Consider the following 14,734-nt stretch of genomic DNA (forward strand, 5'->3'; position numbering starts at 1 on the left):
ACACCCATGCCCCCAACTTCGTCTCAATCTGGCCGTCCGGCCTATGATTCCCGGCGCCTCAGGCAGATTTTCGACCGCCGTGCGGCCGCCTTCGACAACGTCGCGTTCCTGCCGCGCGAAATCGCGCAGCGCATGCGTGAGCGTCTCGACTACATCAAGGTCACGCCGGCGAGCGTGCTCGACGCCGGCTGCGGCGCGGGCGAAGACATCCCGGCATTGCGCGAGCGCTTCCCCGAGGCGCCGGTGTTCGGCACCGACCTGTCGCATGGCATGCTCAGCCGGGCGCTGCGTCACGATTCCGGCGACACCAGCTGGCGGCGCTTTCTGCCGGCCACGCTCGGCAAGGCGCTCGGCGCCCGCGGTCCGCGTTTCGCGCAGGCCGACTTCTCGGTGCTGCCGTTCGCGGCCGGCGCCTTCGAATTCATCTGGTCCAATCTCGCCCTGCACTGGCACTCGCGGCCCGATCTCGTGTTTCCGGAGTGGCAACGCGTGCTGAAAGTGAACGGCCTGCTGATGTTCAGCACGCTCGGCCCCGATTCGCTGAAGGAGTTGCGCGGCGCCTACGCCGAGGTCGAGGCCGCGCACGGCGTTGCTTCGCGCAAGCATGTGATCGACTTTGTCGACATGCACGATCTTGGCGACATGCTGGTCGAGAGCGGTTTCGAGATTCCCGTGATGGACCAGGAGACACTCACTATTACGTATAAGTCGCCCGAGTCGCTGCTCGCGGATGTGCGCCGCTGGGGCGCCTATCCGTTCGAGCGCGAGGCTGCTTCGAACTCCGTCGCGCGTAGGCTGCACAAGGCTTTGCTGACGGCGCTCGAGGCCCGTCGGCGCGCCGACGGCACGATTGCGCTGACCTTCGAAGTGATCTACGGCCACGCCTGGAAAGCCGTGCCGCGCACCACGGCCGAAGGGCATGGGATCGTGCGGATCGAGGATATCGGGCGAGGCTCGTCGAGGAATCGTTGAGGAATCGATCAGGCGGTAAAGAGGGCATCTGTTATGTCTGAAATTACCGCTTCAAAAGGCGCGTGAAAGCTGCGTCAAAACGGCGCGGAGGCTTGTCGCACCTGGCTTGTGAGCCGATTGAGGCTTGCTTGTGGATGCTATGGATCGCGCCTATAATGCGTCAGTTTGTCGCCCGGAGTTCCCACATTTGGGGCGGCAGGCCCGAGGCACAGGGCTGCAACCTGAAGTGACGCGGCGGTAATCGGGCGACTGGATTCTGCGGTCGCGAGCAATGGCCGCGGGCGGTGATAGGTGACGGTCGGCGGGAGGCAGCGATGGAAGCATCAGATCTGCTGGCGGATTCAGAACCGGTTCTCAAAGACTGGACGATGAAACGCAACTGTTCGATATCGCCGCGGCAGTTCGTATGTTTCTACGTGTCGCTTGCGTTGTTCTCGTTGGCAATTGCTTTCATGCTGGTTCTGGTCGGCGCCTGGCTGGTGTTGCCGTTCACCGGTATCGAATTGCTGGCGGTGGGCATCGCGTTTGCCATATATGCGCGTCATGCTGTCGATTACGAGCGCGTCCGGCTGTTCCAGAACCGGCTCGTGATCGAGCAGGTCAGCGCCGAGCGGCTCACGCAGTTCGAGTTCAATCCGCGCTGGGTGCGGGTCGAACCGGGCGCAACGCCGCGCGACCAGATCAAACTGGTCTCGCGCGGACAGACGATCATGATCGGGCAACATCTCGCGCAGTATCGGCGCGCGCAGTTCGAAGGCGAATTGCGTATGTGGCTCGCACGTTGTTAGCGCGCGCAGCCGACGTGTTGAGATGCGCGGCGTTCACGGGGAGCGCGAGACAGCCTGCCAGCGGGGTCGAGGGTTTGAATGGAAAATTTGGGTAAGGAAGCTATGAAAACAATCAAGCGAGCCCTCATGGGCGTGCTGGCGATGAGCGGACTGCTTTTCGCCGGTGCGGCCCTGGCAGTGGGCGATGTTCCGGGCGGCCCTGCCGTCAACGAGATCAATCTCCAGCCGCCTGCGACGAAAATCGCTGAAGAGCTCTACAGCCTCCACACGTTCATGCTGATCCTGTGCACGGTGATCTTCGTCGGCGTGTTCGCAGTGATGTTCTATTCGATGTTTGCGCATCGCAAATCGAAAGGCCACAAGGCTTCCCATTTCCACGAAAGCACCACCGTCGAAATCATCTGGACGATCGTGCCGTTCGTCATCGTCGTGTTGATGGCGCTCCCCGCCACCAAGACCGTCGTCGCCATGAAGGACACCACGAATGCCGACGTCACCATCAAGGTCACGGGCTACCAGTGGAAGTGGGGCTACGACTACGTGAAGGGGCCGGGCGAGGGCATCAGCTTCCTGTCCACGCTGGCCACGCCGCGTGCGCAGACCGATGGCCGCGAGCCGATTTCCACCACGTACCTGCAGGAAGTCGACAATCCGCTCGTCGTCCCGGTCGACAAGAAAATCCGCATCATCACGACCGCGAACGACGTGGTCCACTCCTGGTACGTGCCGGCTTTCGGCGTGAAGCAGGATGCGATTCCGGGTTTCGTGCGCGACACGTGGTTCAAGGCTGACAAGACCGGCACGTTCCGCGGCTTCTGTACCGAACTGTGCGGCAAGGAACACGCGTTCATGCCGGTGGTGGTCGAAGTGCTGTCGGCAGACGACTACGCGAAGTGGGTCGACACGCAGAAGAAAAAAATGGCCGCCGGCCAGGACGATCCGAACAAGACCTATACGCTTGCCGAACTGATGGAGCGCGGCGGCAAGGTGTACGCGGCGAACTGCGCGGTCTGCCACCAGCCGACCGGCAAGGGCGCAGGCGCATTCCCGGCGCTGGACGGCAGCAAGATCGCCAACGGCCCGATCGCCGAGCACGTGAGCCTGGTGCTGAAGGGCAAGAACGCAATGCCTTCATGGGCGCCGACGCTGAACGACGTCGAAATCGCGTCGGTCATCACGTACGAACGTAACTCGTGGGGCAACCACACCGGCGACATTCTCCAGCCGAAGCAAGTGCTGGACGCCCGTAACGGCAAGCTGCCGGAAGGCGGCAATCATCTGGCCGACGCAGGCGCGGCAGCTAGCGGCGCGGAAGCGGCTTCGGGTGCAGCAGGCGCCTCTTCGGGTGCAGCAGGCGCCTCGGGTGCCGAAGCGGCTGCGGCCGGTTCGGACAGCGCGGCGGTATCGCAGGCAGCACTCCCGGCAAGCATCTACTTCGACACCGGCAAGAGCACGCTGCCGGCCGACGCGAAAGCGGCGGTCGAGGCTGCCGCGGCCTACGCGAAGGCACACCCGGACGCCAAGTTCGCGCTGTCGGGCTTCACCGACGCCACCGGTTCCGCCGAAGTCAACGCGAAGCTTGCGAAGACGCGTGCCGAAGCCGTGCGCGACGCGCTGAAAGCAGCCGGCATTGCCGAAGATCACATCATCTTGAAGAAGCCGGAAACGATCACGGGCGGCAGTGACGCGAAAGAAGCCCGGCGTGTCCAGATCAGCCCGGCTGCCTGACGTGTTCATGGTCAGCACCGCAGTATTCGCATTAGGAGATTGTCATGTCTAGCATCGGACACGATGTAACCGCGGGCCACGAGCACGTGCACGGCGACCATGCCCACGAAACGCCGCATGGCTGGCGTCGTTGGCTGTTCGCAACCAATCACAAAGACATCGGTACGCTGTACCTGATCTTCTCGTTCACCATGTTCCTCTCCGGGGGCGTGATGGCGCTGATGATCCGTGCCGAACTGTTCGAGCCGGGTCTGCAGATCATGCGTCCCGAGTTCTTCAACCAGTTGACCACCATGCACGGCCTGATCATGGTGTTCGGCGCGATCATGCCGGCCTTCGTCGGCTTCGCGAACTGGATGGTGCCGCTGCAGATCGGCGCATCGGACATGGCTTTCGCGCGGATGAACAACTTCAGCTTCTGGCTGCTGCCGGTGGCTGCGGTGTTGCTGGTCGGTTCGTTCTTCTCACCGGGCGGCGCGACCGCCGCGGGCTGGACGCTGTACGCGCCGCTGTCGACGCAGATGGGCCCGGGCATGGACTTCGCGATTTTCGCGGTCCACTTGATGGGTGCTTCGTCGATCATGGGCGGGATCAACATCGTCGTGACGATCCTGAACATGCGCGCGCCTGGCCTCACGCTGATGAAGATGCCGATGTTCGTCTGGACGTGGCTGATCACCGCGTACCTGCTGATCGCCGTGATGCCGGTTCTGGCGGGCGCGATCACCATGGTGCTGTTCGATCGCCACTTCGGCACGTCGTTCTTCAACGCGGCAGGCGGCGGCGACCCGGTGATGTACCAGCACATTTTCTGGTTCTTCGGGCACCCCGAGGTGTACATCATGATCTTGCCGGCGTTCGGGATCGTGTCGCAGGTGATCCCGGCGTTCTCGCGCAAGCCGCTGTTCGGCTATAGCTCGATGGTGTATGCAACCTCGTCGATCGCGATTCTGTCGTTCATGGTCTGGGCGCACCACATGTTCGCCACCGGCATGCCGGTGACGGGCCAGCTGTTCTTCATGTACGCGACGATGCTGATCGCCGTGCCGACGGGTGTGAAGGTGTTCAACTGGGTCGCGACGATGTGGCGCGGTTCGCTGTCCTTCGAAACGCCAATGCTGTTCGCGGTCGGCTTCCTGATCGTGTTCACGTTCGGCGGTCTGTCGGGCCTGATGCTGGCAATGGCGCCGCTCGACATCCAGTATCACGGTACTTATTTCGTGGTGGCGCACTTCCACTACGTGCTGGTGGCGGGATCCCTATTCGCGCTGTTCTCCGGCTGGTACTACTGGGCGCCGAAGTGGACCGGCTGGATGTACAACGAAACGCGCGGCAAGATCCACTTCTGGGCGTCGATGTTCTTCTTCAACCTCGCGTTCCTGCCGATGCACTTTGTCGGTCTCGCAGGTATGCCGCGTCGTTACGCTGACTACCCGGCACAGTTCACGGACTGGAACCAGGTCATCTCGATCGGCGCATTCGGCTTCGGTTTGGCACAGGTCTACTTCCTGTTCGCGGTTGCACTGCCGGCCTACCGTGGCGGCGGCGAACTCGAAAAAGCGGGCGACAAGCCGTGGGACGGCGCAACGGGCCTCGAATGGACCGTGCCGAGCCCGGCCCCGTTCCACACGTTCGAACATCCGCCGACCGTCGAGTAATCGGCGTTCAGCGAGGTTGCCGGTTCAGGTGGCGGCAAGCGGTAAGCCGCCGCCGGAAGCCGTCAGCCACGCGGAGAGTGGCGGCACCCTGTAGTTATGAAGGTATTCAGAAAGTCGAGCATGACGCGCAATCCTCAAGAAAGGCGTACACCCGAGCAGATTCGCGCGGGCAACCGGCGGATAGGTTTTGTGATGCTCGCCATCGCTGCGGTCTTTTTCGCGAGCGTGATCATCAAGCAGTGCTGGTTCGCCTGACGCGGCGGGTCAAGTCTGAAGTCTGATTTGCAGGTCTGTTGGGGATTGAGATGTCGACGCAACCGCCGGCTCAGGCCGATCGCTCTTTTAACCGTTCGATGCTGATCAAGCTGTTCGTCGTCGCGTTGATGATGTTCGGATTTGGTTTTGCACTGGTGCCGATGTATCGAGCGATCTGCCAGATCACCGGCATCAACAATCTCGTGCAGCGTGATGCAACGGCGCGCGAGGCGAAGAATACGCAGGTCGACATGAGCCGCACGATTTCGATCGAATTCGATGCGAATGCGCGCGGCCCGCTGGGTTTCAAGCCGGAGCAACGTAGTCTCGACGTGCATCCGGGCGAAGTGACAACCGTGATGTACGAGGTTAGCAACGAACAGGCGCGCACGATTCAGGCGCAAGCCATTCCGAGCTACGCGCCGAAGCAGGCCACCGAGTACTTCAAGAAGATCGAGTGTTTTTGCTTTACGCAGCAGACTTTGACTGCGAATCAGACGAAGCGGATGCCGGTCGTGTTCGTGGTCGATCCGAAGTTGCCGAAGGATGTGAAAACGATCACGTTGTCGTACACGTTCTTTGAATTGAATACGCCGGCAGCGGCGACGGCCGGAAGCGCATCACCCACGGCCAATGCGGCGGCAACCACCGCCAATCCCGCCTGACGGTTGTTGCCGCGGGCGAAGGAAGAAGACGTAATGAGCGATAACAGCGGCGGTTCACGCAAGAGCAGTTTCGGCCAGTCGATGAAAGCCGTGTTCTGGTCGTTTTTCGGGGTGCGCAAGCGTCGCGATCTGGAAGCGGACGCCACGCAGCTGAACCCGCTGCACGTGATCCTGGCGGCAGTGATCAGTGCGGCCATTTTCATCGGCGTGCTGATCCTGATCGTGCGGGCGGTGGTCGGCTGAGGCCGTTGGGCTCACGCGTAGCACAGGGCCCAACAGAGCCCACGAATTAGAGTGAAGCGGTGCGGTATCGACGCGCCGCCGAAGATACAGCCGGAGATTCCGGAACAACTGGACTGAAGTGGAGAATCAAGAATGAGCGGTCAAAACGAGAGCCCGTACTATTTCGTACCGCATCCGTCGCGGCATCCGATCAGCGCCGCTGTCGGGTTGCTGGTCATGCTCGGATCGCTTGCGGCCTGGATCAACGACCATGAACTGGCACCGCTCGGCGTCGTCGTCGGTCTGCTGTGGCTGCTTTATACGTTGTGGCACTGGTTCGGCGACGCGATCGCGGAATCCGAAGGCGGCATGTACGGCAAGAACGTCGACAAGTCGTACCGTTGGAGCATGAGCTGGTTCATCTTCTCCGAAGTGATGTTCTTCGGCGCTTTCTTCGGCGCGCTGTTCTACGCTCGCGAAATCGCGCTGCATCAGCTCGGCAGCCTCGACTACAAGCTGATCTGGCCGGATTTCTCGGCAGTGTGGCCGAACAACGGTCCGGCAGCGCTGGTCTCGACCTTCAAGTCGATGCAGCCGTGGCCGGTGCCGACAATCAACACGGCGCTGCTGCTGTCGTCGGGCGCTACGCTGACGGTTTCGCACCACGCGCTGCGTGAAGATCACCGCAAGAAGGCGATCATCTGGCTGGCCGCCACGCTGGTGCTCGGCGTCTGCTTCCTGTTCCTGCAAGGCTTCGAGTATTTCCACGCGTACAACGAACTGAACCTGACGCTGGCTTCGGGTGTGTACGGTTCGACGTTCTTCCTGCTGACGGGCTTCCACGGTTTTCACGTGTTCCTCGGCGGCACGATGCTGGCTGTGGTGCTGGTGCGGATGATCCGCGGCCACTTCACGGCTGAACATCACTTCGCATTCGAAGGCGCCGCCTGGTACTGGCACTTTGTGGACGTCGTGTGGCTTGGGCTGTACGTCGTCGTGTACTGGCTGTAACGCAGTCTGGCGTGCATACGAACTGAAAACCGGCCGGTTTCCGGAGCGTGTGCAGGCCGTTCGCGCATCGTCCATCAAGGGCGTGGCGCAACGAGCAGTACGCAAGTCATGCAGCGCCGCCCTCGACCCTGTCAGGGCGGCGTTTTGTTTGGCGAGTTTGGTGAGTGTGGTGACGTGAAACTTTTCCCGCCGGGTTCAACGCCCGTAAGGAATACCGGTCGATTGAATCCAGCCCATCCAGTGAGCGAACAGGATGAACAGGAACAGCGAGATCGATAGGCCCACACGAGTGGCGAGCGACCAGACCATCCGCTTGGTTTTGCCCTTGTCATGCATCATGAAATACAGCGCCGACACCATGCTGGCGATGATCAGGACGAAGGCGATGGGAACGAGAATGTGCATGGAACCGGCTGAAACCAGAAAGCGCAGAGGCAAGACAGTTATTATCGCACCGCGCGCCGGCGTCTGTCGTCGGTTCCAGACGCCGGCGCAAGCGGTGGTGTCGGAGTGTGTTCAATGAAGTTCCGCCTGATTCCCGCGCTGCTGATTCTGCTGGTAATTGCAGTGACAGTGCGGCTCGGTTTCTGGCAGCGTGACCGCGCGCATCAGAAGGAGGCGCTCGAAGCCCAAATCACGCAGTTCGAAGACGCGCCCGCGCGGCCCATAGGCGCTACGCCGCTTGAACTCAAGGACATCGAGTTCCATCGCGTGAAGGCGCGCGGCAGTTTCGTCGCGGACAAAGTCGTCTATCTGGATAATCGCCCGTATAACGATCAGCCGGGCTTTTACGTCGTGATGCCTTTTAAACTGGCCGACGGCGGCTATGTGCTGGTCAATCGCGGCTGGCTGCCGCGCAACATGAACAATCGCGAGACCATCGCGCCGTACATCACACCGCAAGGCGAGATTGAAATCGAAGGCATTGCGCGCGCCGATGCCTCGCGTGCTTTCGAGTTGGGGCAGGGCGGGTCGGCCGCGCATCAAAAGATCCGCCAGAATCTGGATACGGCGGCCTACGCCACGGAAACCGGGTTGCCGCTGCAATCGTTCGTGATCCAGCAATTGAGCGACGACGGCGACAAGCTGGTGCGCGACTGGCCGGCGCCGACGAGCGGCGTCGAGCGCAACTATGGCTACATGTTCCAGTGGTGGGGCATGGCGGCGGCGGCGCTTGTGTTCGGCCTGTACGCCGCGCGCCGCGCCGCGAAGAAAGAGCACGCCCCGAGCGTGTAATGCATCGCCTGCGGTTTCATGTCCCGAGCAAGGGTCTCGAAGCCGCGCAATCATTGAAAGAGGTCCTGTAGTGTCGACGCAATCTTCCCGTTCGCCGCAAGCCGGCAAACCCGCAGCGCCGAAAGCGATGCCCGGTCAACCCAATGGCGAGGGATCGTGGAAGCGCGGCCGCTGGATGCTGCTGCTGCTGGCGGTCATCTGCGCCGCGCCGATCGCGGTGTCGTATTTCGTTTATTACGTGGTCAAGCCGGCCGGCGGCAGCACGAACTACGGCACGCTGGTCGAACCGCAGCGGCCGATTCCCGATTCGCTCGTCGTGACGGGTGAAGACGGCAAGCCGCTCAAGCTCGCGTCGCTGCGCGGCCACTGGCTGATGATCTCCGTCGACAACAGCGCGTGCGACAAAGCCTGCGCCACCAAGCTGTACTTCATGCGACAAATCCGCGCAGCTCAGGGCCCGGAACGCGAACGCGTCGTGGAAGTATGGCTGCGCACCGATGCAGGCAATGTGTCAGACGTGATACAAAAGGCCTATCCCGACACCGACATGCTGATCGCTAACCCGGCGCAGGTATCCGCATGGCTGCCGACCGACACCGGCACTCAACTCACCGACCACATCTACCTGATCGATCCGAACGGCAATCTGATGATGCGTTTTCCGAAAGACCCGAACCCCAGCAAGATCAAGGGTGACCTGACCAAGCTGCTCAAATGGTCGAGGATCGGCTGACGCCGCAACCAGGGTAAGAAATGTTCGTACTGCAACTGGCCCTGATCGGCTTGTGTATCGCGTTGTTGCCGCTGTCCTATGTATGGGTCAAGGCCGACGACAACAAATTCCGCAAGCTGGTATGGCTCACCACCTTCCTGACGCTGGACCTGGTGATGTTCGGCGGCTTCACGCGTCTCACCGATTCCGGTCTCGGCTGCCCGGACTGGCCCGGTTGCTATGGCACGTCGTCGCCGTTCATCGCGCACGCCGCGATCACTGCCGCGCATCAATTGATGCCCACCGGCCCGGTCAGCATGACGAAGGCCTGGATCGAGATGATTCACCGTTACTTCGCGATGGCGATCGGTGTGCTGATCATCGCGCAGACCTTGATTGCGTGGACGGCGCGTATCAAGCGCCGGCCGCTGCATGTATCGCCGTGGTGGCCGACTTCGCTGCTGTTGTTGATTCTCGTGCAGGGCGCATTCGGCGCGTGGACCGTGACCATGAAGTTGCAGCCGATCATCGTGACGACCCATTTGCTGCTTGGTCTCGCGTTGCTCGGTACGCTCGGCTGGCTGGCCGCGCGTCAAACGCCGCTGCCGGCGTATGAACCGGAAGCCGCGCGCTGGCGTGCGGCAGCAATCGCCGGTCTCGTGCTGCTGGTCGTGCAGATCGCGTTGGGCGGGTGGGTCAGCACGAATTACGCGGTGCTCGCCTGCACGGACTTCCCGACCTGCAACGGCCAATGGGTCCCGCCGATGGACTTCGCGCACGGCTTTCACCTGTGGCGCGCGCTCGGCATGACCGGCGACGGCGACATGATCACGCAAGATGCGCTGGTCGCCATTCACTGGACCCACCGTACGTTCGCGATTGTCGTGGTCGCCTATCTGGTGTGGTTCGCGCTGAAACTGCGCCGTTTCGAGTCGCTGCGGCGGCCGGCCAACGGCGTGTTGCTGGTGGTGCTGATCCAGTTCATCACCGGCCTGTCGAACATCGTCCTGCAATGGCCGTTGCCCATTGCCGTCGCGCATAACGGGGGGGCCGCAATCCTGCTGCTTTTGCTCGTTATGTTAAACTTTCGGATCGCTTATAGCCGTCCCGGCCGCGCCGCGTTGCCTGCGCGCGATGCCGCGCCAGCGTGACTCCACATGGACAGCACAACTCTCTCCCAAACGCCCGGTAGCCGGCTCTCCCAGTACATCGCCCTGACGAAGCCGCGCGTCACGCAGCTCGCTGTGTTTTGCGCAGTCATCGGCATGTTTCTGTCGACGCCGGGCATGGTGCCGTGGACCGTCCTGATCGGCGGGACCGTCGGCATCTGGCTGCTGGCCGGCGCGGCGTTCGCCATCAATTGCCTGATGGAACAGAAGATCGACGCGAAGATGCGTCGTACCTCATGGCGCCCGTCCGCGCGCGGCGAAATCACCACCGCACAGATTCTGCTGTTTTCGGCCGTGCTCGGCGGACTCGGCATGTGGACGCTGTACTCGTTCGCCAATCCGCTGACCATGTGGCTTACGCTCGCCACCTTCGTCGGCTATGCGGTCATCTATACGCTGCTGCTCAAACCGGCCACGCCGCAGAACATCGTGATCGGCGGAGCGTCGGGCGCGATGCCGCCGGCGCTCGGTTGGGCAGCCGTCACCGGTCACGTGCCGGGCGACGCTTGGATTCTCGTGCTGATCATTTTCGTGTGGACGCCGCCGCATTTCTGGGCGCTCGCCCTGTATCGCCGCAAAGACTACGAAAACGCCGGTCTGCCGATGCTGCCGAACACGCACGGCGAAAAGTACACGCGCCTGCATATCCTGCTGTACACCGTGATCCTGTTCGCGGTCACGATGATGCCGTTCATCTCCGGCATGAGCGGCGTGGTGTACCTCGCGGCAGCCGTGCTGCTCGGCGCCGTGTTCCTCGCGTATGCGTGGAAGATCTATCGGGAATATTCCGACGATCTGGCGCGTAAGACCTTCCGTTACTCGATCGTTTATCTGTCGCTGCTCTTCGCCGCGCTGTTGATCGACCACTATGCGCGCGTCGTGATCGGCGCGTAAGACCCATGCTTACACAACGCTTTGTGCGCACGGCGCGTGCCGCCGCGCGCGTCACCGTGATGACTTGCGCACTCGGCGGCGCGTTGCTGATGGCCGGCTGCGGCAAGCAGCCGCCGGCGTTCCAGAATCTGGACATCACCGGCAACACGCAATTCGGCAGTGACTTCTCGCTGCCCGACACGTCCGGCAAGGTCCGCACCATGGCGGATTACAAAGGCAAGGTGGTGGTGCTGTTCTTCGGCTACACGCACTGCCCGGACGTTTGCCCGACCACGATGGCCGAGCTTTCGCAAGCGCTGCAGCAACTCGGCCCGGAAGACGCGAAGCGCGTGCAGGTGCTGTTCGTCACCGTCGATCCGGACCGCGACACGCCGGCCCTGCTTGCGCAATACGTGCCGGCGTTCAATCCGACGTTCGTCGGCTTGCGCCCGGCGGACCAGGCGCAGCTCACGAAGATCACAAAAGACTTCCGCGTGTACTACGCGAAAGTGCCGGGCAAGACGTCCGATAGCTACACGATGGACCACACGGCGGCGAGCTATGTGTTCGACCCGGACGGCAAGCTGCGTTTATTCGCGCGTGACGGCCAGGGCGCTACGCCGTGGGTGCACGATATCAAGCTGCTGCTCGATTGATGCAGTGAAATTGATGCAGACGGGCGCGTGTCTCTGCGGCGCGCCCGTATTCAATTTCCTTCGCCGTTCTTCTCAAGCCGGCATCGGCAAATTCATTCCCGGCGCGAGACGCGTCGCCTTGAACTCCGTCACTTCGTAACGCGCGAGATTCTGTTCGGCGAACGGGTCGCTGGCGAGAATCTCGTCCAGCTTGTCGCGCTCGATGCGCACCGCCAGAATGATGCCGCCGTCGCGCGGCACCTTCGGTCCGGCGGCCACGAATACGCCTGCTTCGAACTGTTGTGTCAGAAACGCGCGATGCGCTTCGAGTGCGTCGTCGACGCGGTCGAGCGATGCGGTGTAGATGAGATTGATGACGTACATGAGCGTTCTCGTAAGCGATTGAATGGGCCGGCCTGGGTTTGCGGCACTGGCCTTCGATTATCTGTCAGCGGCCGCTTCGTTGCAGGATCAGGCAGGGCGTTTGCGCGACACGGTGAGCGCGTTTCGTGTGAACGGCGCCAACGCCGCGATGCCGCAGCCAAGCTGACCGTGTGCTGCATTTTCTGCTCGCGGTGCCGTCCCGTCTCGGGCCGCTGCGGAAGCATATCCATATGCGATCGTGATATTTCCCATCTCGCCGGGCGTATGAGACCATTTGCGGTCCAGTCGGCGGCGCGTCCACAAGATGCCTGCCGCCGGCTTTCACCCGAATCTGACATCGATCAGAACAAGCGAGAATTCATGCAGCGCAGAAATATCCTCAAAGCCCTCTCCGCAGTTATCGCCGGCGCGGCGATCGTCACCAGCTTCGGCGCACATGCCGACGACAAGGTCATCAAGGTCGGCACGATCGGCGGCCCGGATGCGCAAATCTGGGAAGTCGTCACGAAAGTGGCGAAGCGCGAAGGCCTGAACGTGAAGGTCGTCGAATTCAACGATTACGTGCAGCCGAACGCCGCGCTCGACGCCGGCGACCTCGACGCCAACAGTTTCCAGCACCAGCCGTACCTCGACAGCCAGATCAAGCAGCGTGGCTACAAGATCGTCAATGCGGGCCTGACGTACATTTCGCCGCTCGGCATCTATTCGAAGAAGCTGAAGTCGCTAAAGGATCTGGCGCAAGGCGCGAAGGTCGCGGTGCCGAATGATCCGTCGAACGAGAATCGCGCGCTGCTGCTGTTGCAGGCGCAAGGTGTGGTCAAGCTGAAGGCCGGTGCGGGCGCGAACGGCAATAACGCCACGCCGCTCGACGTTGCCGAAAATCCGAAGAAGATCAAGCTGGTCGAGCTCGACGCGGCACAACTGCCGCGCTCGCTGTCCGATGTCGACGCTGCCGCGATCAACACGAACTTCGCGCTGGCCGCCGGTCTGCAGCCGACCAAAGACGCGATCGCGCTCGAGGATATCCGCAGCCCGTACGCGAATCTGATCGCCGTGCGCACGCAGGACAAGGATAAGCCGTGGGTCAAGAAGCTGGTCGCGGCATACCAGTCGGAAGACGTGCGCCAGTTCATCAAGACGCAGTTCAAGGGTTCGGTGGTCCCGTCGTTCTAAGCGATCGTCGTCGACCTACGTCGCCAAACAAAAACGCCACGGTTGTAAGCCGTGGCGTTTTCGTCCATGCGTCGCGCATTCCGCGCAATTCGTGCATTCGTTAGCGAGCCTACAACTCCAACTCCCACCGCTCGATCATCAGATCCTTGCCGAAGCGCCGCTCCGCCGTCGTGCAGACGAGCTGGAAGCCGGCGCGTTCGCAGAGCCGGCGCGGCTCCTTGAGCGTGCTGGCAGTGGTCAGCGTGAGTTTGGTGTACCCCGCGCGTCGCGCGAACCGCACGCATTCGCTCATCAATTGCGTGCCGATTCCAAGGCGCTGCACGTCCGGCTCGACCCATAAAAGCCGCACGCCAGCCACGGTCGTCGAGATTCCGACGATGCATACCGAGCCGACCACCATGCCTTCCTGATCGGCGACCCAGCACATCTCTCGCACCGGATCGTTGCGCTGCGAGTAATCGGCGACGACGCGTGCGAGCAAGCCTTCGAACGATTGATCCCAGCCGTATTGCGTGGCGAACCACTCCGCCTGCCGATGCACGAGCCAGCCGCACTCGCCGGCGCGCGGCTGCCGAAGGATCACGAGTTCGTGCTGCGGCTTGCTGTCGAGCAAGCGCTCGATCACCTTCATCGCGGCGATCAACTGTTCCTGGGAAAGCACCGTGAGGCCGTTAAGCAGCGCCGATACTTCTTCGATCACCGCCGCGTCGAGCGGCGCATAGGCCGCGTGGCCGTTGTCGGTGAGCGCGATCAGCGACTGGCGCGCATCCGAGTCGGACGGGCGCCGCGTAATCAGATTGCGTCGTTCGAAGCTGGTCAGAAGGCGGCTGAGATAGCCGCTGTCGAGGCCGAGGTTGCGCCCGAGCACCGAGGCCGTCTGCGCGCGTCCACGCGACAGTTCATGTAGCACGCGCACTTCAGTCAGCGAGAAGGCGCTTTTTGCCAAATGCTCGTGCAGAGCGCCGATGTGCTGGGTATAGAAGCGATTGAAATGGCGGACGGCCTGAGCGCGCCGCAGCGCCTCGGAATCTGTCAAATGCTGCTCCCCGGGGGAATTTTTATGGCTTGCTACGCACCACTATATTGGAACGGAACCTATTAAAAAAGCCGCCCGTTCGAGGGACGTGCCAAAGTGGTATCTGAAAGGTATGGATTTCAATGCGTCCCGTCGCTCAGAAACAGAACCAATGTGAACCACTCGGAGGCCGTCCGGTATCTCGGGTACGGGTAAATCCCGATCCCTGCAAACCGTT

At 61.9% G+C, this 14,734-nt stretch carries 17 protein-coding genes; 14 read left to right on the forward strand and 3 right to left on the reverse strand.

Annotated elements, in window-relative coordinates; genetic code table 11:
* The first annotated feature begins 6 nt into the window (after positions 1-6).
* The 8 genes from DSC91_RS27510 (at position 7) to DSC91_RS27540 (ending at position 7,299) form a co-directional block, all read left to right on the forward strand.
* Entirely contained in the window at positions 7-972 is a 966-nt protein-coding gene (locus DSC91_RS27510; protein WP_115781740.1) for a methyltransferase domain-containing protein, read from the forward strand.
* Positions 973-1,286: 314 nt separating this feature from the next.
* Positions 1,287-1,760, forward strand: coding sequence for a DUF2244 domain-containing protein (locus DSC91_RS27515; RefSeq protein WP_115781741.1), 474 nt, complete (start codon positions 1,287-1,289; stop codon positions 1,758-1,760).
* A 78-nt stretch (positions 1,761-1,838) separates the two neighbouring features.
* Positions 1,839-3,488 (forward strand): cytochrome c oxidase subunit II, encoded by a 1,650-nt coding sequence (gene coxB / locus DSC91_RS27520; RefSeq protein WP_115781742.1) that lies wholly within the window; start codon positions 1,839-1,841, stop codon positions 3,486-3,488.
* Positions 3,489-3,532: 44 nt separating this feature from the next.
* Complete coding sequence (ctaD, locus tag DSC91_RS27525) at positions 3,533-5,146, forward strand: cytochrome c oxidase subunit I (protein ID WP_115781743.1); 1,614 nt, start codon at positions 3,533-3,535, stop codon at positions 5,144-5,146.
* 120 nt (positions 5,147-5,266) lie between these two features.
* Entirely contained in the window at positions 5,267-5,401 is a 135-nt protein-coding gene (locus tag DSC91_RS38340; protein WP_217482061.1) for a cytochrome oxidase small assembly protein, read from the forward strand.
* A gap of 50 nt (positions 5,402-5,451) precedes the next feature.
* Positions 5,452-6,066 carry a cytochrome c oxidase assembly protein gene (locus DSC91_RS27530; protein WP_115781744.1) on the forward strand — a complete coding sequence of 205 codons (615 nt, stop codon included), beginning with the start codon at positions 5,452-5,454 and terminating at the stop codon, positions 6,064-6,066.
* Between the two features lie 33 nt (positions 6,067-6,099).
* Complete coding sequence (locus DSC91_RS27535; RefSeq protein ID WP_115781745.1) at positions 6,100-6,309, forward strand: DUF2970 domain-containing protein; 210 nt, start codon at positions 6,100-6,102, stop codon at positions 6,307-6,309.
* A gap of 132 nt (positions 6,310-6,441) precedes the next feature.
* Positions 6,442-7,299: a cytochrome c oxidase subunit 3 gene (locus tag DSC91_RS27540; protein WP_115781746.1), complete on the forward strand. Its 858-nt coding sequence runs from the start codon at positions 6,442-6,444 to the stop codon at positions 7,297-7,299.
* A gap of 195 nt (positions 7,300-7,494) precedes the next feature.
* Here DSC91_RS27540 and DSC91_RS27545 read toward each other — a convergent pair whose 3' ends face one another.
* Entirely contained in the window at positions 7,495-7,704 is a 210-nt protein-coding gene (locus DSC91_RS27545; RefSeq protein WP_007179452.1) for a twin transmembrane helix small protein, read from the reverse strand.
* Positions 7,705-7,818: 114 nt separating this feature from the next.
* Here DSC91_RS27545 and DSC91_RS27550 point away from each other — a divergent pair, with 114 nt between their 5' ends.
* From DSC91_RS27550 to DSC91_RS27570, 5 genes are all read left to right on the forward strand, one after another.
* The gene (locus tag DSC91_RS27550) at positions 7,819-8,535 is read left to right on the forward strand and encodes an SURF1 family protein (RefSeq protein WP_115781747.1); all 717 of its coding nucleotides are present in this window, start codon (positions 7,819-7,821) and stop codon (positions 8,533-8,535) included.
* Positions 8,536-8,605: 70 nt separating this feature from the next.
* A complete protein-coding gene (locus tag DSC91_RS27555; protein ID WP_115781748.1) occupies positions 8,606-9,268 on the forward strand; it encodes an SCO family protein in 663 nt (220 codons plus the stop codon).
* Positions 9,269-9,288: 20 nt separating this feature from the next.
* The gene (locus DSC91_RS27560; RefSeq protein ID WP_115781749.1) at positions 9,289-10,398 is read left to right on the forward strand and encodes a COX15/CtaA family protein; all 1,110 of its coding nucleotides are present in this window, start codon (positions 9,289-9,291) and stop codon (positions 10,396-10,398) included.
* A gap of 6 nt (positions 10,399-10,404) precedes the next feature.
* Positions 10,405-11,310 carry a heme o synthase gene (gene cyoE / locus DSC91_RS27565; protein ID WP_115781750.1) on the forward strand — a complete coding sequence of 302 codons (906 nt, stop codon included), beginning with the start codon at positions 10,405-10,407 and terminating at the stop codon, positions 11,308-11,310.
* Positions 11,311-11,315: 5 nt separating this feature from the next.
* Positions 11,316-11,945 carry an SCO family protein gene (locus DSC91_RS27570; RefSeq protein WP_115781751.1) on the forward strand — a complete coding sequence of 210 codons (630 nt, stop codon included), beginning with the start codon at positions 11,316-11,318 and terminating at the stop codon, positions 11,943-11,945.
* Between the two features lie 72 nt (positions 11,946-12,017).
* Here DSC91_RS27570 and DSC91_RS27575 read toward each other — a convergent pair whose 3' ends face one another.
* Entirely contained in the window at positions 12,018-12,308 is a 291-nt protein-coding gene (locus DSC91_RS27575) for a YciI family protein (protein WP_115781752.1), read from the reverse strand.
* Between the two features lie 360 nt (positions 12,309-12,668).
* Between DSC91_RS27575 and DSC91_RS27580 the strand changes: the two genes are divergently transcribed.
* Positions 12,669-13,481 (forward strand): MetQ/NlpA family ABC transporter substrate-binding protein, encoded by an 813-nt coding sequence (locus tag DSC91_RS27580; RefSeq protein WP_115781753.1) that lies wholly within the window; start codon positions 12,669-12,671, stop codon positions 13,479-13,481.
* A 109-nt stretch (positions 13,482-13,590) separates the two neighbouring features.
* Here DSC91_RS27580 and DSC91_RS27585 read toward each other — a convergent pair whose 3' ends face one another.
* Positions 13,591-14,517, reverse strand: a complete 927-nt coding sequence (locus DSC91_RS27585) for a bifunctional helix-turn-helix transcriptional regulator/GNAT family N-acetyltransferase (protein WP_115781754.1) — start codon at positions 14,515-14,517, stop codon at positions 13,591-13,593.
* Positions 14,518-14,734: the final 217 nt, after the last annotated feature.

The sequence above is a fragment of the Paraburkholderia caffeinilytica genome (assembly GCF_003368325.1).
Classification (GTDB): domain Bacteria; phylum Pseudomonadota; class Gammaproteobacteria; order Burkholderiales; family Burkholderiaceae; genus Paraburkholderia; species Paraburkholderia caffeinilytica.